At 72.3% G+C, this 17,321-nt stretch carries 19 protein-coding genes; 7 read left to right on the forward strand and 12 right to left on the reverse strand.

Going from position 1 to position 17,321, the window contains the following annotated elements:
- Window positions 1-111 precede the first annotated feature (111 nt).
- A complete protein-coding gene (locus IF29_RS0119855; RefSeq protein WP_030256620.1) occupies window positions 112-1,752 on the forward strand; it encodes a phospholipid carrier-dependent glycosyltransferase in 1,641 nt (546 codons plus the stop codon).
- Window positions 1,753-1,798: 46 nt separating this feature from the next.
- On the opposite strand, the gene IF29_RS0119860 is transcribed toward IF29_RS0119855, so the two are convergent.
- Together IF29_RS0119860 and IF29_RS0119865 are read right to left on the reverse strand one after the other, a co-directional pair.
- Window positions 1,799-2,470: a GNAT family N-acetyltransferase gene (locus IF29_RS0119860; protein ID WP_030256622.1), complete on the reverse strand. Its 672-nt coding sequence runs from the start codon at window positions 2,468-2,470 to the stop codon at window positions 1,799-1,801.
- Between the two features lie 58 nt (window positions 2,471-2,528).
- The gene (locus tag IF29_RS0119865) at window positions 2,529-3,005 is read right to left on the reverse strand and encodes an RrF2 family transcriptional regulator (protein ID WP_030256626.1); all 477 of its coding nucleotides are present in this window, start codon (window positions 3,003-3,005) and stop codon (window positions 2,529-2,531) included.
- 117 nt (window positions 3,006-3,122) lie between these two features.
- Here IF29_RS0119865 and IF29_RS0119870 point away from each other — a divergent pair, with 117 nt between their 5' ends.
- Window positions 3,123-3,851 (forward strand): SDR family oxidoreductase, encoded by a 729-nt coding sequence (locus IF29_RS0119870; protein WP_030256629.1) that lies wholly within the window; start codon window positions 3,123-3,125, stop codon window positions 3,849-3,851.
- Window positions 3,852-3,888: 37 nt separating this feature from the next.
- Here the strand turns inward: IF29_RS0119870 and IF29_RS0119875 are convergent, their stop codons facing one another.
- Together IF29_RS0119875 and IF29_RS0119880 are read right to left on the reverse strand one after the other, a co-directional pair.
- A complete protein-coding gene (locus tag IF29_RS0119875) occupies window positions 3,889-4,251 on the reverse strand; it encodes a DoxX family protein (RefSeq protein ID WP_030256632.1) in 363 nt (120 codons plus the stop codon).
- The gene (locus IF29_RS0119880) at window positions 4,248-4,763 is read right to left on the reverse strand and encodes a cupin domain-containing protein (RefSeq protein ID WP_037595846.1); all 516 of its coding nucleotides are present in this window, start codon (window positions 4,761-4,763) and stop codon (window positions 4,248-4,250) included. The genes IF29_RS0119875 and IF29_RS0119880 overlap by 4 nt, the downstream gene beginning before the upstream one ends.
- An 80-nt stretch (window positions 4,764-4,843) precedes the next feature.
- Here IF29_RS0119880 and IF29_RS0119885 point away from each other — a divergent pair, with 80 nt between their 5' ends.
- The 3 genes from IF29_RS0119885 (at window position 4,844) to IF29_RS0119895 (ending at window position 7,954) form a co-directional block, all read left to right on the forward strand.
- Entirely contained in the window at window positions 4,844-5,695 is an 852-nt protein-coding gene (locus tag IF29_RS0119885) for a LysR family transcriptional regulator (RefSeq protein WP_030256636.1), read from the forward strand.
- Between the two features lie 138 nt (window positions 5,696-5,833).
- Window positions 5,834-7,282, forward strand: a complete 1,449-nt coding sequence (locus IF29_RS0119890; RefSeq protein ID WP_030256638.1) for an MFS transporter — start codon at window positions 5,834-5,836, stop codon at window positions 7,280-7,282.
- 156 nt (window positions 7,283-7,438) lie between these two features.
- Complete coding sequence (locus IF29_RS0119895; RefSeq protein ID WP_051725538.1) at window positions 7,439-7,954, forward strand: MarR family winged helix-turn-helix transcriptional regulator; 516 nt, start codon at window positions 7,439-7,441, stop codon at window positions 7,952-7,954.
- A 48-nt stretch (window positions 7,955-8,002) separates the two neighbouring features.
- On the opposite strand, the gene IF29_RS0119900 is transcribed toward IF29_RS0119895, so the two are convergent.
- The 7 genes from IF29_RS0119900 to IF29_RS0119925 form a co-directional block, all read right to left on the reverse strand.
- Window positions 8,003-9,268, reverse strand: coding sequence for a cytochrome P450 (locus IF29_RS0119900; RefSeq protein ID WP_198037512.1), 1,266 nt, complete (start codon window positions 9,266-9,268; stop codon window positions 8,003-8,005).
- Window positions 9,265-10,602, reverse strand: coding sequence for a hypothetical protein (locus IF29_RS0119905; RefSeq protein ID WP_030256646.1), 1,338 nt, complete (start codon window positions 10,600-10,602; stop codon window positions 9,265-9,267). Before IF29_RS0119905 ends, IF29_RS0119900 begins: the two co-directional genes overlap by 4 nt.
- Before the next feature lie 44 nt (window positions 10,603-10,646).
- On the reverse strand, window positions 10,647-11,951 hold the full coding sequence (locus IF29_RS0119910) for a glutamine synthetase family protein (RefSeq protein ID WP_030256648.1): 1,305 nt from the start codon (window positions 11,949-11,951) through the stop codon (window positions 10,647-10,649).
- Window positions 11,948-13,417 carry an APC family permease gene (locus IF29_RS0119915; RefSeq protein WP_051725539.1) on the reverse strand — a complete coding sequence of 490 codons (1,470 nt, stop codon included), beginning with the start codon at window positions 13,415-13,417 and terminating at the stop codon, window positions 11,948-11,950. Before IF29_RS0119915 ends, IF29_RS0119910 begins: the two co-directional genes overlap by 4 nt.
- Before the next feature lie 186 nt (window positions 13,418-13,603).
- Complete coding sequence (locus IF29_RS49040; RefSeq protein WP_380524731.1) at window positions 13,604-13,723, reverse strand: putative leader peptide; 120 nt, start codon at window positions 13,721-13,723, stop codon at window positions 13,604-13,606.
- Between the two features lie 86 nt (window positions 13,724-13,809).
- Window positions 13,810-14,760 (reverse strand): Lrp/AsnC family transcriptional regulator, encoded by a 951-nt coding sequence (locus IF29_RS48545; protein ID WP_030256653.1) that lies wholly within the window; start codon window positions 14,758-14,760, stop codon window positions 13,810-13,812.
- 60 nt (window positions 14,761-14,820) lie between these two features.
- Window positions 14,821-15,318, reverse strand: a complete 498-nt coding sequence (locus IF29_RS0119925; protein WP_051725540.1) for an Rrf2 family transcriptional regulator — start codon at window positions 15,316-15,318, stop codon at window positions 14,821-14,823.
- 97 nt (window positions 15,319-15,415) lie between these two features.
- On the opposite strand from IF29_RS0119925, the gene IF29_RS0119930 reads away from it, so the two are divergent.
- A complete protein-coding gene (locus tag IF29_RS0119930; protein ID WP_030256659.1) occupies window positions 15,416-16,060 on the forward strand; it encodes an NAD(P)-dependent oxidoreductase in 645 nt (214 codons plus the stop codon).
- Here IF29_RS0119930 and IF29_RS0119935 read toward each other — a convergent pair.
- Complete coding sequence (locus IF29_RS0119935; RefSeq protein WP_084714613.1) at window positions 16,054-16,563, reverse strand: MarR family winged helix-turn-helix transcriptional regulator; 510 nt, start codon at window positions 16,561-16,563, stop codon at window positions 16,054-16,056. The two genes, IF29_RS0119930 and IF29_RS0119935, sit on opposite strands and share 7 nt — an antisense overlap.
- A gap of 94 nt (window positions 16,564-16,657) precedes the next feature.
- Here IF29_RS0119935 and IF29_RS0119940 point away from each other — a divergent pair, with 94 nt between their 5' ends.
- A complete protein-coding gene (locus IF29_RS0119940; RefSeq protein WP_030256664.1) occupies window positions 16,658-17,302 on the forward strand; it encodes an NADPH-dependent FMN reductase in 645 nt (214 codons plus the stop codon).
- The last annotated feature ends 19 nt before the right edge of the window (window positions 17,303-17,321 follow it).

Below are 17,321 nucleotides of genomic sequence, written 5' to 3' on the forward strand. Positions count from 1 at the left end.
ATGCCCTTTTCGCGATCCGCCGGCCGGTGTCCATTGCTCTGCATTCACAGCGAACCAATCGGGGGAGAGCTGCGCGAATGTCTCCGACGAGCGACCACGGACCTGGAGATCATGTACATATCCGCGGGCACCGCCTCCGCACCCGGACCGGTCGACCCCGCCCAGTCCGCCCGGACGGCCCGGCCCGGTGCCCGCGGGGCGGCCGCAGCCAACGTGTGCTTCGCCGGCACGGCCGCCGCGGTGTTCCTCTGGGCGCTGTTCCAGGACTTCTTCCGGCTGGGGACACCGCAGATCCTGGCCGACGAGCCGACCTACCAGGAGGCAGCCTGGTCGTACATCCACGGGCAGGACCTGCTGTCCGCCCACGGGACCCCGGCGGCGGCCGTCAGCGGGGTCAACTTCCAACACCCCCCGTTGGCGAAGTACCTCTTCGGCGTCGCCCAACTACTGGCCGGCAGACCGTCGATCACAGCGGACCGGGCCGTGTCCGCGCTCTGCCTGATCCTGACCGGCCTGCTGGTGGCGGTGTGGATCGGCCGGGCCACCGGCCGCTGGACCGGCCTGCTGGCCGGCGGACTGGTCGGCCTGCTGCCCGAGACCGCCTCCGGCTCGGCGGCCGACTTCGGCAGGTTCGGGATGCTCGACCCGGTGGCCGAGCTCTTCGCGGTCGCGTCCGTCGCGCTCGCCTGGCAGTGGAGCCGGCGGACCGGACGCAGCGCCTGGCTCCTGGCCGCCGTCACCGGGGCGGCGACCGGCTGCGCGGCCGGCGCGAAGGAGAACGGCTTCCTCGGCGTCCTCGGACCGTGCGTGCTGCTCCTGGTCCTCGCCGGCGCGGCCCGCTCCGGCCGCGGACTGCTGGTGCGCTGTCTGCAGGCGCTGCTGGCGGCGCTGAGCTGCGCAGCCGTCTTCGTGGCGCTCTACCTGCCGGTGGGCCGGCCGATCGCACGGATCCGCTACCTCGTCGACTTCCAGACCGCCCACTCCGAGGAGGGCCATCTGATCGGGTTCGCCGGCCGGGTGTCGCAGCACCCGCCGTGGTGGGCGAACCTCTGGTTCGCCGGGCACAGCCTGGGCCCGGTGCTGACCGTCGCCCTCCTGCTCGCGGTGCTGGCCGCGATCGTGCTGCGCCGCGACCGGCTCACCGCATGGTGCCTCGCAGCTCTGGTGGGACCGTTCGTCTTCCACTGCTTCGTCGCCAAGGTCGTGCTCGGCTTCTACTGGGTGATGTGGATGCCGGCCGTCTTCGTGCTGGCGGCACTGGGGATGCGCGAGATCGTCGTGCGGGCGCGCCGCCTCGGCGGTGCGCTCCCCCAGGTGCTCGCCGTCTGCCTGGTGCTGGCGGTCCCGGTCGGCGCGACGGTCCAGGAGAGCGTCAAGGTCGCCGAGCTGCGGCCGGTGGGCGTCCAGGTCCTGCCGTCACTGGAACGCAGCCACGGCCTGACCGGTCCGGTGATCGCCGCAGGCATCGACAGCGATCTGATGTCCACCTACCTGCCCGGCACCGAGGTGATCACCAGCACGTCGCAGCCCCTCTCCGGCGCCCGGACCATCATCGTCGGCGCCCCGGAGTGCCGTGAGCTGATCGACCGGTCGGTCCGGGCCCTGGTGCGGATCAATCTGACGCAGGGTCGGATCCGGCAGATCCACAGCGACTCGAACTTCACGGTCTATCAGGTCCTGGCACCACTGACGCATCCCACCCGCACCCAGATCGCCGCCGAACCGCCCGGCCACCTCAGCGACCACTGCTGACGACGCATCGACCCGGCGATGTCCGTCAGCGGCTAGTCCCTCCCCGTCAGCGCACCGACTCGATTCCGAGGACGGGCAGGCAGTCGTCGACGCCGACGAGGTCGATGTCGTCGCGGCGGTGCTCGATCCACTGCTCGCGGGTCAGCCGCCAGCGGTTCAGCTCCGCCGGCTCGCCGCGCCTGGTGGCCCAGTTGGCGCCGTTCGGCGTGTACCCCGCCGCTGCGGAGACACGGTTGGAGGCCGTGTTGTCGACGAACGCCTCGCTGTTGGCCTCACGGGCTCCCAGTCCTGCGAAGGCCAGGTGCAGCACCGCCTGCCGCATCTCCTTGCCCAGACCGGCGCCCCGCACGTCGGGGTCGAGCCAGGAGAAGGTGCAGACCGTTCCGAACGCGGCGAAGTCAGTGCCGATCAGATCCTGGATGCCCACCGGTTCTCCGTCGACGACCACGACGAAGTAGAGCCGCCAGAAGCCGGCGCCGACACGGCCCCGGCCGGCCCACACGCCCCGCAGCCAGGCCCACTCGCGTTCCGGCCCGTCCTGGTAGAGGGACATCGGGTCGTCGAAGGGCCACGGGGGTTCTGTGGCGATGCCCTTGCGAACGATCGGGATCAGGCGGTTCAGCAGCTCGTCCGTCGCTCCCAGCAGGGACAGCCGGGGTGTGTGCACCCGCACGTTCAACGGCGGATAGGCGGAGGGAGTCGCGGCGGTCGTCAGCACGGGGGCCACCCTAGAGGGGGCCCGGGACGGCCTGCACCGGATTTTCGCGCCGGCGCCCTCAGGCTTCCGGCGTGGTCAGCCACCCGCCGATGCGGGACATCGCGAGGGGACCGGAGGCGGAGGCGACATCCTGGACCAGATCGGCGATCGAGATGGCGCGGAGCGCCTCTCGCCAGGCCGCGTCCGCCCCGGACATCGCGCGGGAGATCGGGCAGGGTGCGTCGCAGGCCTCGGGCGGGGTGGCCAGCGGGCCCCGCTGGCGGATCTCGGTGCAGATGAAGGCCTGGCTGGGGCCGTCGACCGCTTCGACCACGTCGAGGACGGTGATCGAGGCGGGCTCCCGGGTGAGGACGTAGCCGCCCGCCTTGCCCTGGACCGACCGCACCAGCCCCGCCCGGGACAGCGCCTGAAGCTGCTTGGCCAGGTAGCTCGCTGACACATCGTGCAGTTCCGCCAGCTTGGTCGCGGGCACGGGCTCTTCGACCGACGTGAGCACAACGCAGCAGTGCAGGGCCCACTCGACTCCGCCGGACATCTTCACACGATCACTCTACCCCGCTTGACTCGGACAACTCTTGTCCGTGTATATTCTCGGATAGAACGTGTCCGAGTTAGGCGCGGACGCACTCCGAAGAAAGATGAGGGACAGGCCATGAAGTTCGCAGTCATCGGCGGCACCGGGCTGATCGGGTCGCAGGTCGTCAGGAATCTCAATGCCGCCGGGCACCAGGCGGTACCGCACTCGCAGTCGACCGGGGTCGACGTCATCAGCGGCAAGGGGCTGGACCAGGCGGTGGCCGGGGCCGACGTCGTCGTCAACCTGACCAACTCCCCGACCTTCGACGAAGCCTCCCCGGCCTTCTTCCAGACCTCGATGGACAACCTGCTCGCCGCGGCCGACAAGGGCGGCGTCGGCCACGTCGTCATCCTCTCCATCGTCGGCACGGACCAGGTGCCGGAGCTCGACTACTACCGGGCCAAGGCGCTGCAGGAGGCCGTCCTCGCGGCCGGGCCGATCCCCTATTCGGTCGTCAGGGCCACGCAGTTCATGGAGTTCATCGACGCCGTCCTGTCCTGGACCGCCGACGGCGACACCGTCCGGCTGCCCGCCACACCCATCCAGCCGATCGCCTCCAAGGACGTGGCCGACGCGGTGGCGCAGGTCGCCGCGGGCGCCCCGCTCAACGGCATTCGCAACATCGCCGGCCCCGAGGTGTTCGCCCTGGACGAGCTGGGCCGGATCACCCTGTCCCGCAAGGGCGACAGCCGAACCGTCGTCACCGACCCCACCGCCGGCATGTTCGCCGTCGTCAAGGGCGACGTCCTCACCGACAAGGACGCCCACCTCGCCCCCACCCGCTACACCGACTGGCTCTCCTGAGCCTGAGCCGCGCCGAGGACGCGGTCCGCGGTCGGGTTCACGTCCACGTCGTGGCCAGCCAGACGGTCACGAGTGCGACCAGCAGCAGGACGAGGTTCAGGGTCACCTGGCGGTCGCCCAGGCGCAGGTGGACCCTGGTCGCGCCGATCTGCAGGACGACGAATCCGACGGCCGCGGCCAGGGCCAGCACGGGCGCGATCCCGGTCAGCGGCGGCAGGACCAGCCCGATCGCGCCGAGCACCTCGACCGTCCCGATGGCCCGAACCGCCGGCATCGGGGCGGTGTCCACCCAGGCCATCATCGGCAGGAGTTGTTCACGGCTCCGCACCAGCTTCAGTCCGCCCGCGTAGAGGTAGAAGAGGGCGAGCAGGCCGGCGACGATCCAGTAGGCGACGTTCACGATTCCCCTCGGGGGCTGAATTCGGTGGCGGGCTCGGTGGCGTAACGGCTCATCACCTGGATGTTCGCCTGCGGGGTGAGCGCCTGACCGCCGGCGATCATGTCCTGCAGGTCCCGGAAGTACTGCACGTACCGGTCCGGGGTGAAGGTGCTGAGCATGACGGCCGGCTGGTCGGTGACGTTGGCGAAGGTGTGCGGGGCTCCGGGCGGCACCATCACCAGCGTTCCCGCCGTCGCGTCGTGGTCCTGGTCCCCGACGGTGAACCGCACCGAGCCGGAGATGACGTAGAAGCCCTCGTCGTGCTGGGCGTGCCGGTGCTGCGGCGGTCCGGGCGTGTGCGGGGCTAGCACGGACTCGGCGAGTCCGAGGCGGTGGCCGGTGTTGCTGCCGTCCTCCAGGATCCGCAGGCGTGTGGTGCCCAGGACGATCGTCTCCCCGTCCTCCGGACCGACCACCGACACGGCCGCGTCCGGCCCCGGCGTCGACCCGCTGGTCTTCCATTCCTCAGTCATGCCCCGATTCCACCGCCGGGGCACCACTGCCGTCCAAGACCTGTTCTGTGACCTCAATACCCTGCGGGTATCGTGAGCGCATGGAGCTACGCACGCTGCGCTACTTCGTGGCCGTCGCCGAGGAACTCCACTTCGGCCGGGCCGCCTCCCGGCTGCACATGAGCCAGCCGCCGCTGAGCCGGGCGATCCAGCAGCTGGAGAGCCGGCTCGGCGCCAAACTGCTGGACCGCTCCTCCGCCGGCGTCACCCTGACCCCCGCGGGAGCGGTGCTGCTCGACGAGGCACGCGCCCTGCTCGACCAGGCCGACAGACTGCTCGCCCGGGTGGCCACGGAGGCGGGCGCCGCGGTCATCACCGTCGGCATCCTGGGCGACAGCAGCGACCCGGGTGCCACCCGGCTCGCCGCCGCCTACCGACGACAGCACCCCGAGGTGGAGGTCCGCATCCGCGAGGCCGACCTGGCCGACCCCACCTGCGGCCTGCACGCCGGACTGGTCGACGTCGCGCTGACCCGCGCGCCGTTCGACGAGACCGGCCTGACCGTGCGTCGACTGCGCGCCGACCCGGTGGGGGCCCTGCTGCGCGCCGACGACCCGCTGGCCGGACAGGACGCCCTGAAGCTGTCGGACCTGGCCGACCGGCACTGGTTCCGGTTCCCGCCGGCCACCGATCCCGCCTGGCAGTCGTACTGGAACGGCGGCCAGGACCGTACCGGTCCGGTGGTGCGCGTGGTGCAGGAGTGCCAGCAGGCCGTCCTGTGGAACGGCACGGTCGGCATGACCCTGCTGGGCCACGAGCCCGCCGAGGGGCTCACCGTGGTGCCGCTGGTCGACATGGAGCCGAGCCACGCGGTGGTCGCCTGGAACGAGGGCGACAGCAACCCGCTGCTCCGCTCCTTCGTCCGGATCGCCGCCGCGGCCTACCGCGGCTGAGCATCCCCGCCCGGTCCGACGAGGGCCTCATCGATTCAGTTTGACAATCGAGATACCTCCCTGCAGTCTTAATTTAGCTTGATGAACGAGAGACATGGTCATCGAGCAGCATTATAGACAAGATACTTGGGAGGCCTCATGGCCAGCAGGACCGCCGGGGCCCCGCCCGTCCCGGCAACGACATCCGCGGCGCACCCGAAGCGCTGGGCTGCAGCGATCGTCATGATCGTCGCCGCGCTGATGGACATGATCGACGGATCGATCGTCAACACCGCGCTGCCCTCGATCGGCCGCAGCCTGCACGCCGACGCCGCGCAGCTCCAGTGGACCGTCTCGGCCTACATGCTCGGCTTCGCCTCGACACTGATCATCGCCGGGCACCTGGGCGACCGGTACGGCCGCAAGCCCCTGTTCCTGGGCGGGGTCGCCCTGTTCGCGCTGGCCAGCCTCGCCAGCGCGACGGCCTCCGGCGCCGGACTGCTCATCGGCGCCCGCGCGGTGCAGGGAGTGGCCGCCGCGATCCTGATGCCGCAGGTCCTGGCCTCCTTCCGGACCCTGTTCGACGAGCAGGAGCGCGGCAAGGTCTTCGCCATCTACGGGGCCATGGCCGGTCTCGCTGTCGCCGCCGGCGTCCTGCTCGGCGGGGTACTGACCGACTGGAACCTGTTCGGCTGGGGCTGGCGCACCATCTTCGCCGTCAACATCCCGGTCGCCCTGGCCGTCCTGGCGCTGGGCTCCGCCTGGATCCCCAACACGCAGGAACGCCTGCGCGGACGCATCGACGTGCTCGGCAACCTGGTTCTGGCCGCCTCGCTGGTCGCCATCGTGCTGCCACTGGTCCAGGGACGCGACAACGGCTGGCCGCTGTGGGGCTGGCTGCTGCTCGCCGCGGGTGTCCTCGCCCTGGTCGGCCTGAGCGCGGTCGAGGCCCGGCGCGGCATCGAGCACCCGCTGCTTCCCGCGGCCCTGTTCCGCAAGCCCGCCTTCAGCGCCGGCCTGCTGGTCCAACTGGTCTTCTACGGCGGCATGTCCGGCTTCATGCTCGCCTTCACCATCTGGCTGCAGACCGGCCAGGGCTACACCCCGGTCCAGGCCGGCGTGCTGATGGTCGCCTTCTCCGGCGGCACCATCCTGTCCGCGCCCATGGTCGACGGCCTGGTGGCCAAGCTCGGCCGCACCGTCCTGGTGCTCGGCGGCCTGGTGATGGCCGGAGGCTTCGCCGGGGTCCACTTCGCCACCCAGCACGCCCAGGCCCAGCACACCGGCGCCTGGCCACTGGTGCCCGGACTGGTCGTCGCCGGTATCGGCCTGGGCCTGCTGATCATCCCGCTGGTCAACATCGTGCTCTCCGCCGTCCCGGAGCAGCTGGCCGGTGGCGCCTCGGGCATCTTCTCCACCGCGCAGCAGTTCGGCGGCGCCCTGGGCGTGGCCGTCATCGGCAACGTCTTCTTCTCCCGCGCCGGGCACGGCCTGACGGACGCCATCGGCCACGCCGGCCTGTGGGCGATCGCCGCCTACCTGCTGTGCGCCGCCCTGTGCTTCGCCCTGCCCCGAAGGCCCGCAGCGGGCCACTCCCCCGGGGCATGACCGACACCCGCTGAAGCCGCCTGCGCGGCACCCCGGCCCTGCCGGGCGGACCAGGGCCACGGCCCGGCGCGCCGCCCGGCAGGGCCCTCGGGCTCCCACCACCGCTGCGCTATCTTGATGGGCGAGCTAGGAGACTGTGAAGGGACCACGCGAGTCATGACCACCGCCGGCCAGGAACCGCCCCAGCACCGACTGGGCGAGGCCACCCGCGCCTACCAGGCGGCCGTCGACGACTTCGACCGTGAGCTCGCCCACCACTTCGGTGTCAACGAGACCGATCTGCGCTGCCTGGAGATCCTGCTCCAGGAGCTGCCCGAGGCCAGTCCCAGTCAGCTCGCCGACCGGCTCGGCCTGACCACCGGCAGTACCACTGCCTTGCTGGACCGCCTGGAGAGGGCGGGCTACCTCGCCCGCCAGCCCCACCCCACCGACCGGCGCAAGAGCATCATCCGCGCCACCCCCGCGTTCCAGCAGAGCGCCTACGCCGTGATGGCCCCCCTGGTCGACGAAGGCCACCGGATGATCACCGACGCCTTCACCCCCGACCAGATCGCCACCATCGCCGACTTCCTGCAGCGGGCCACCGAGCTCCAGCAGCGGCACGTCCAGCAACTGCGGGCGCTGCCTCGCATGCGCGGCAACGAGCGGGCCGGCGACCCGACCTCCCGCTGAGGCGGTGGACGAGGGGGCGGAGCACGGGCTCGATCCTCAGGGCGGTGATCACTCCACCAGCACCGGGAGGCTCTTGAGGCCGTTGGTGAAGTTGGAGTGGACCCGCCGGGCCGGGCCGTTGCCGCGCAGCGTCACCCCCCGGGCCACCAGTTCCTCCAGGACCACGCGGATCTCGGTGCGGGCCAGGTGCTCGCCCAGGCAGCGGTGCGGTCCGCCGCGGCCGAAGGCGATCTGGGGGTTGGGGTCGCGGGTGATGTCGAAGCGGTAGGGGTCGGTGAAGACCTCCTCGTCGCGGTTGGCCGAGGTGTACCAGACGACGACCTTGTCGCCGGCCCGGATACGGCGTCCGCGCAGCTCGGTGTCGCGGGTGGCGGTGCGTCGGAAGTGGTGCAGCGGGGTGGTCCAGCGCAGCACTTCCTCCACGGCCAGGTCCAGGTCGGCGCCGTCGAGCAGCAGCTGCCACTGGTCGGGGTGCTCGACGAAGGCCTGGATGCCCAGGGACAGCGCCGAGCGGGTGGTCTCGTTCCCGGCCACCAGCAGCAGCAGGAACATGGCCTGGAACTCCCGCTCGTCCAGCGGGAGTCCGTCGATCCGGGCGGCGGCGAGGCGGGAGAGCACGTCCTCGGCGGGCCGGTCGCGGCGTGCGGCGCGCAGCCGGGAGGCGTACTCGTGCATCTGCAGGGCGGCCGGGCTGCGGAAGGGCAGCAGGCGGTAGCGCTCGCTGTCGGCGCTGTCGGGCAGGACGTCGGTCAGTTCCGGGTCGGTGTTGGCGATGAGCCGGTCGCTGAGCTCGACCATCAGCGCCTCGTCCGCGGCGGGTACGCCCAGCATCCGGCACAGCACCCGGATCGGCACGGCGGTGGCCAGGTGCTCGACCGCGTCGAAGCCGCCCAGGGCCAGTGCCCGGTCCAGCAGTGGGCGCACCAGGGAGCGGATCTCCTGCTCGTGGCGCTGGGCCTGACGCCGGGTGAAGTCGGCGACCAGGGTCCGGCGCAGGGCGGTGTGCCGGGGCGGGTCGGTGTCGAGCATGGACTTGCGGGCGGCGAGTGCGTCCGGTTCCAGGTCCTCCATGGCGGTGGCCCCGGTCTCCGAGGAGAAGGTGGCGGTGTCGCGGGAGACGGCCACCACATCGTGGTACTTGACGACGGCCCAGAAGCCCGGTCCGTCCGGTTCGGGGTGCCGGTGCACCGGGTCGTGACGGCGCAGCAGGTCGAAGTCGGCGTAGGGGACGGCCTGTCCGTAGCGGTCGTTGTCGATCAGGTCGACCACCGGCACGGGGGCGGGTGGGGTGTCGGGGCGGGCGGAGGCGGTCACCGGTGCCACCGGTCCAGGTGGGTGCGGATGTGCTCGGGCAGGGCCTGGGCCGGGTAGTAGTGGTCGTAGAAGTCGGTGTCCAGGTGGTGCGCCTGGTACCAGACGGTGGTCAGGAACGGGTCGATGGTCGCGGGGAAGCGGCCGTAGTGGTCCCAGACGTAGCGGACCCAGGTCTTGACCGCGGCCACGGCCTCCTCGGAGGGGCGCGGGATGCGTGAGACCAGCCCCGGGTCGGTCCACGGGGTGGCGACCTGCCCGCTGAAGGTGCCCCGGGGGCCCCAGCGCAGGTCCACCACGAAGTCGACGGCGTCCTCGATGGTGTCGTGGTAGGGCGGCACCGCTCCCTCGAACAGCCCGTCCAGGCCGACGGGGATCTCCTCGCCCGCTCCGATCGGCGCCCAGTCGGGTACCCGGTGGAAGCGGAAGCCCAGGCCGCCGGCCGGGCCCTGGCCGCCGATGGCGTGCCACTGGCGTTCGCCGCCCATGGTGACCCGGCCCTTGCCGCCGTTGAACGGGTGTCCGCCCAGGCCCAGTGTCTGAGTGGCCGTCATCAGGTTGGCGATCACCAGCCCGGACTCTACGCCGTTGGCGTCCACCATCTGCCAGCGTTCGAAGTCGGCCAGGTCCACCGGGTGGGTGTCGTCCAGCAGCCCGGACTGGACGAAGGGGCGCAGCGGTTCGTTGCCCAGCCGCTCGTCGACCAGGTAGTAGCCGTGCGGGCGGTCGAAGTAGAGCAGCAGGGCGGAGATGCACTGGCGGGTCAGGTCGGAGACCGGGATGAACACGGTGGTGCCCGGCAGGTTGATGTTCTGCCGGTTGAAGGCGAACAGGTTGGGGCGGCGGCGCGGGATGTCCAGCCGGCCCTGGGCCAGCCGGACCGCGGCACCGTGCTCGGCCCGGTGCTCGTCCGGGGTCTGGCCCTGCACGTAGGCGTGCGGGCGGGTGTCGCGGCGGGGCAGGAAGAAGGTGCCCTGGTCGTTGGTCCAGAACACTTCGGTGGAGTGGTTGGCCAGTGGGCTCGGGTAGGTGCGGCCGGTGAAGCTGGCCAGCTTGTCGCCGCCGGTGGCGGCTCCCTGGGCGTCCAGGAAGGACCACTCCTCGCGGACCACTCCGGTCACCCCTGAGGCCGCGGCGACGAGCACGGCCTCCTCCTGCGGGCTGAGCGGCACCGGCTGGTGCCGGGACTGGTGGGCCAGGGGTCCGGTCAGGGTGCCGCCGAGCGGGAAGCGGCGGGCGCGGCGGCCGAAGAGGGCCTGCAGGGCGGGGTAGCGGGCGGCCTGGGCGAGCAGGTCGTTGTCGTGCGCGGGCTGGGGCGGGGTCTCGGCGTGGTTCACGGTCGGCTCTCGGTTCGGTGCACAGATGGGGTACTGAGGGCGGGTCAGGCGTAGCGGAGGTAGCGGTCGGTCTCCCAGCCGGTGACCTGGCTGGTGTAGGCCTGCCACTCCGAGGCCGCGAGCACGGCGTGGTCGTGGACGGCGTCACGGCCGAGGACCTCGGCCAGGCGCTCGTCGGCGCGGGCGGCGGTCACCGCCTCGGCGAGGGTGGCCGGCAGGGCCGCGGCGGGATCCCGGGGGTCGGGTGGTTCCAGTCCGTCCTCCAGTCCGACGGCCACCGCGCCGAGCGCTGCGGCCAGGGCGAGGTAGGGGTTGGCGTCGGCGGCCGGGGTGCGCAGTTCGATCCGGGAGGCGGCCGGCGTCTCCAGCAGCGAGCGGACGGCCACCCGGCGGTCGTCGCCGCCCCAGTCGGCGCGGACCGGGGCGAAGCCGCCGGGCTCGTAGCGCTTGTAGGAGTTGACGGTGGGTGCGCCGAACAGGGTCAGGCCCGGCAGGTGGCGCACCAGTCCGCCGATGGCCGCTCGGGCGGCCTTGCTCTCCCTCCCCTCCTCGGGGGCGAAGGCCGGGGTGCCGTCCCGCCACAGCGACAGGTGGATGTGCGCGGAGCTTCCGGAGTGGCCGTTGAACGGCTTGGCCATGAAGGTGGCCAGCAGTCCCTGACGGCGCGCCAGTTCCTTGACCGCGTAGCGCAGCCGGAAGGCGTCGTCCGCCGCGGTCAGCGCCTCCTGGTGGGCGAGGTTCAGTTCGACCTGGCCGGGGCCGTACTCGGTGAGCGCCCCCTCCACCGGGACGAAGCCGGTCAGCTCGCCGGTGAACCGGCCCAGTAGCGGGTCGAGTTCGTTGGCCAGCTCCAGCGAGTAGGCGTGCAGGCCGTCCTGGAGCGGGGAACCGTCCGCCCGCAGCAGGTAGAACTCCAGCTCCAGGGCGGCGCGCGCGGTGTAGCCGAGACCCGCCAGCCGGTCCAGGACGCGCCGCAGCACGGCCCGCGGCGAGGTCCGGGCGGGCTCGCCGTGGTGGTCGACGATGTCCGCGATGACCTGTCCGGCCCCGGGGCGCCAGGGCAGCGGTCGGTAGGTCGCCGGGTCGGGCACCGCGTAGGCGTCCGGGTAGCCGCCGGCCGGGTCGCCCAGCAACGCGGCCTCCTGGACCTCGCCGACCGCGTTCCAGGCTAGCGACCCGTCGCAGAAGGCGAAGCCGCGCCCGGCGGCCGGGCCCTGGTAGCGGGCGGCCGGCACCCGCTTGCCCTGGGCCCGCCCGTAAGGGTCGGCCCAGGCGACCTCGATCTCGTGGACGGTTCCCTCGGCGAGGGCTTCGGCCAGTGTGCGGTCGCTGCGCTGACGGTCCGTCATCGGGCCGGCACCTCCTCGGTAGCGGCGGCGGTCGTGGTCGCGGCAGTGTCCTCGACCAGGCTGCCGAGCTGCCGGGCGCGGGCCGGGTCGCGGCGGTGCAGCAGCCCGTACCCGGCCAGGCCGGCCAGGACCACCCCGGCGAAGACGTAGGGCAGCAGGTTGACCGGCCAGGCCGGGACGGGCACCAGGTTCTTGTAGGTGACGTAGAGGATGACGGGCACCGCCAGTGCGGCGGCCAGTGTCGGTCCCGGCGTCAGCAGGCCGCGCCGGTGCAGGTAGCGGGGCAGCGCGAGGGCCGCCAGCAGGTAGGCGAGCAGGTAGCCGAAGGTGCCGAAGGCCGCGGTCCAGGCGTAGACGGACAGCTCCGCGCCGCCCGCCGCGATCAGCCCGATCGGCAGCGCCCCGGAGACGGCGGCCAGCAGGTAGATGCCGGTGTGCGGGGTGCGGTGGCGCGGGTGCACCCGGCCCAGGAAGGCGGGCAGCACGCCTTCGCGGCTGAGGCTGTAGACGCTGCGCGCGGCGGCGTTGATGCTGGCGGAGCCGCAGGCCACGGCGGAGACCACGATGCCGAGGTTGAGCACGGGCGACAGCCAGCCCACGCCGGCGGCCCTGGTCAGCTCGTTCAGGGGTGCGGCGGAGGAGGCCAGCTTGGCCGTCGCGTCGAAGCCGAGGACCTGGATGTAGGTGCTGATCAGGTAGAGGACCCCGGCGCCCAGGACGGTGCCCAGGATGGCGCGCGGGATGCTGCGGTGGGGGTTGCGCGCCTCGGCGCCCAGGGAGCCCGCCGACTCGAAGCCCACGAAGATCGCCACGGCCAGGACCGCGCCGAGCATGATGCTGTTGAGGCTCGCGCCCCTGGCGGTGAGCTGGTCCGTGTCGAAGTGCAGGCCGTAGTGGGTGACGGTGGCGATCAGGGCGATCAGGATGACCGCCAGCGAGACGGCCTCCAGCAGGATGCCGACCCGCGCGGACAGCCGTACGCCGCGGACCGGCAGTACGGCGGCGGGCACGGTCACCGCGACCAGCAGCGCCAGCTGGGCGGCGGTGCCGGTGGCGGCGATGCCCGCCGATCCGAGCAGTGCGCCGAGGTAGACGGCCGCGCCCACCAGGCAGGCGGCGGCGATGCCGACGTATCCGACGACGATGCCCCAGCCGGTGGCGAAGGCGGGTCCGCGGCCCAGGCCGAGCGCGACATAGCTGTAGAGCGAGCCGGCGCCGACGGCCCGCCGGGCGAACTGGGCCACCACGTAGGCGACGAGCAGGGCTATCGCGGTGCCGATCAGCACCGACCACAGCGCCCCTGAGCCGGCCGTGAGGTAGACGGCGGGGATGGTGCCGCCGATGGCGATGCTGGGGCCGGTCGCGGCCAGGGACTGGCCGAAGGTCTCCAGGGCGGACAGCGCGTCCTTGGCCAGGGAGCCGGAGGGCGCTGCGGAGGGGTGTCGGGCAGGTCTGTTCTCGGGCATGGGGATGCCTTTCGGATGAGCCGCAGCAGCGGCGCCCGCTCCGGCGGAGGCGGGAGCGGGCAGCACCGGGCAGGGGGCGGCCGGGCAGGGCGAAGCAGGGAGGGGTGACCGCGGGGGTCGGCGGCGCCCGCGCCGGAGAGCCGGACGCGCGGGGGCGGGAGGAGTTCCGGTGGAGCCGGGGTCAGCTCAGCGCAGGGCTGACAGCTGGGGCTGACAGCAGGCGCTCGCGACGCGACAGAGGTCGACCTCGCGGCGGGCGGTCAGCACGGAACGGTTCTCCACACCGGTGATGCTACGAACCCGCACGTCGGCACGTCAACGCAGCGGGTGAAACATATCGCCATCTGAGATCAACCCAAGAACCAAGTAGCCAAAGATCTGTTCTGCATGAACTATCTGGACAGGCCGCCGCGCTTGAGCGAACCCAGCACGAGACTGGGGCTCACCCGGTCCACCTCCTGCAGCCACGCGCTCTCGGTCAGGAAGGCGTGCAGCTCCCGCCGGGAGCGGTGGGTGGTGTTGACCAGCAGGTCGAACTCCCCCATCAGCGCCGCCGCATAACGCACCATCGGCTCCCCCAGCAGCCGGCGGGCCGTACGCTCCTGCGCTCCCGGGCGGGTCCGCACCCACAGCAGCGACTCCACCGGCAGCCCCAGCGGGCCCGGCGCCACCACGGCCCGGATCGCCACCCGCGCGCTCGCGATCAGCTGCTCGACCCGGCGTCGTGCGGTCGCCTTGGACACCCCAGCGATCGCGGCCAGCTCCTCGTGCGTCAACCGGCCGTCCCGGGCCAGTGCCCGCAGGATCGCCAGCTCGTCCGCGGACTGCTCGCCCTCTGGCGGGGTCGGCCCCTGCACCGGGGCCGGCTCGGTGTCCAGCAGCGCGGCCTGCTCGTCCGCGAGCGGGAAGGGCCGCCACTCGCGAGCCGTGCGGTAGTAGCGCAGCACCGGCACCAGTTCGTGCCCCAGCGCCCCGGGCAGTTGCGGCAGTTCGTCCAGCGCCAGCGCCTCCAGCCGCTCGGCGGGGCACTGCAGTTCGGCGACGCAGTCCGCCACTCCCGCCACTGTGCAGGCGAAGACCACGTCCTCGCGGCCGGCCAGCGCCGCCGCCGCCCGTCGCGCGGCCCCGGGGGCGCACCGCAGCCGCACCACCGCGGTCTCCGCGAAGTTCTCCAGCCCCACGACCCGCACCACCCCGGTCTCCAGCAGGCGGGTGCCGCGGCGCGCCACGGTTCGCTCGCTCTGCCCCAACGCCTGGGCCACCGCCCGCCAGGAGGCGCGCCCGTTGATCTGCAGGGCGGCAATGACGCGCAGGTCCAGCGGGTCGAGAGCGGGGTGAATCATGCGCCCAGTACATCAGACGCCGCCGAGGGCACGGCGCCTCGTTCGCGGCGGTGCAGCCGGTCAGCCGGCGGCGGTCGCGGGCGCGGTTGCCATGGCCGCTGTTGCCGCGGGCGCTGTTGCCGCGGGCGCTGTTGCTGCGGGCGTGCTTTCGCCACCGAGGACGTCGGCGACCGTGGTGCGGGCGAGTTCGTCCAGCAGGGCTTCGCGGGCGCGGCGGTCCAGGGCGTGCAGGTTGTGGTGCACGCGCTGGCCGACCTCGCAGTCGGGGGCGGGGGCGTGCACGCCCAGGACCGGGTCCTCGCCGTTGACGGCGAGCCAGATCAGGGACAGGTCTATGTCGGCGGGCTCGCGTTCGAGCATCCAGCCGCCGTGCGGTCCCGGCTGCGAGCGCACCAGCCCCGCCGCCCGCAGGCGGCCGAGGATGCGGCGCACATGGGCGGCGTTGGTCGCGGGGCTGCCGGCCAGGGACTGCGAGTCCTGCCAGGCACCGGGGGCGCCGGCCAGCAGGGTGAGCAGGTGGACGCCAACCGCGAACTGGGTGTTCGTGGGCTGGGCCATGCCCCCATCCTACGTCCGGTTGCGGAAATTCGTATCTACAGCTGTTACAGTCGAATCTGTCACTACGGCAGTTGCGAATTCACCGAGGGAGATCCCCATGGCAGTCATCACCGTCTTCGGTGCCACCGGCTACGCCGGCGGCCACATCACCGCCGAGGCCCTGGAGCGCGGGCACGAGGTCATCGCGGTCAACCGCTCCGGCTCCGCCGAGGCCCGTCCCGGGGTGACCCCGGTGGCCGGCTCCATCGCCGACGAGGGCCTGCTGCGGGAGCTGGCTGCCAAGTCCGACGTGCTGGTGGTCGCCGTGCACGGCAGCGCGGACGGCGAGCCGTTCCTGCTGCCCCTGGTCCCCTCGCTGCTGGCCGCGGCGGCCGACGGCGGCGCGCGGATCGGCGTGGTCGGCGGCGCGGGCAGCCTGCACGTGGCCGAGGGCGGCCCGCGGCTGATCGACACCCCCGAGTTCCCCGACGCCTACAAGGCCGAGGCCTCCGCCCACGCCCAGGTGCTGGACGCACTGCGCGATTCCGGCACCGACGTGGACTGGTACTACGTCAGCCCGGCCGCCGAGTTCGGCGCCTGGGCCGCGGGCGAGCGCACCGGTTCCTTCCGTCTCGGCGGCGACGTGCTGCTCACCGACGCCGAGGGCAAGTCCTTCATCTCGGGCGCCGACTACGCCACCGCCTTCGTGGACGAGATCGACAAGCCGGCCCACCGCGGCTCCCGCTTCACGGTGGCCTACTGACCGACGCGTCGGGGCTGCGGACCCGCCCGACTCGGTGCGGCCGACTCGGTGCGGCCGACTCGGTGCGGCCGACTCGGTGCGGCCGACTCGGTGCGGCCGACTCGGTGCGGCCGACTCGGTGCGGCCTCGGCAGTGAGGGTCCCCAGCACCTGGTCCTCGATCCGGTCGAGCAGTGCGTAAGTGGCGTCGAGTTCCGCCTCGCCGCCGGCCGACAGCTCCACGATGTGGCGGCGGCGGTCGGCCGGGTCGCGGCGGCGGACCGTGAGGCCGCGGTCCTCCAGTTCGTTGAGGAGTCCGACGACATTGCTCGGGTCCAGGCAGAGCAGTTCCCCGAGGGCCTGCTGGCTCACCGGGCCGTGCTCGCTCAGCAGCTTGAGCGTGACGACCTGCCGGGGCCGCAGGCCGGCCGGAACCAGGACCACCTCGGCGGCCCGCCGTCCGGCCCGCGCCAGGTGCTCGATCAGCGGCATGGACTGTGCGGCCCTGGCGTCTGTACTGGACATGCGCCAACCCTACAAGTCGCCAAAATGATTTCCTAGCACAAATGATTTGTGCAGTGATACGGTCGGCCCACCGCAACCACGTGGAGGTCGGCACATGTCCAAGCTGCACATCATCGTCGGAAGCACGCGCCCGACCCGGGCCGTGGACCAGGTGTCCCCCTGGATCGTGGAGGCCGCCACCGCACACGGCGCCTTCGAGGTGGAGGTGCTGGACCTGCGCGACTGGCCGCTGCCGTTCTTCGCCGAACACTTCGGCACCATCGGGGACTTCAACGACCCCACCTACTCCGAGCCACTGGTGAAGGCCTGGAACAACAAGATCAAGGAGGCCGACGCCTTCATCGTCGTCACCGGCGAGTACAACCACAGCCTCCCCGCCGTCCTCAAGAACGCCATCGACTCCGTGTGGATCTCCTTCGGGTTCCGCAACAAGCCGATCGCGGCAGTGGGCTACAGCGCCGGCATCGGCGCCGGGATCCGCGCGGTCGAGCACCTGGCCCAGATAGCCGTGGAGGCCGAGGCGGTGCCGCTGCGCAACACCGTGCTGATCCCCAAGGTCAACGAGGCGTTCGACAAGAACGGCCGACCGCTCGACCCGATCGCCGAAGTGAGCCTGGGCATCCTGCTCGACGACCTGGCCTGGTGGTCCGAGGCGCTGGCCAAGGCACGCAGCGCGGGCGAGCTGGTACCCGGCAACTTCCGCCTGCGGGCGGCGCTGACCGCCGCAGCGGAGGACTAGCAGCGCACCCGAGGGCAGC

This window comes from Streptacidiphilus jeojiense, from assembly GCF_000719095.1.
In the GTDB taxonomy this organism is placed as follows: Bacteria; Actinomycetota; Actinomycetes; order Streptomycetales; family Streptomycetaceae; genus Streptacidiphilus; species Streptacidiphilus jeojiensis.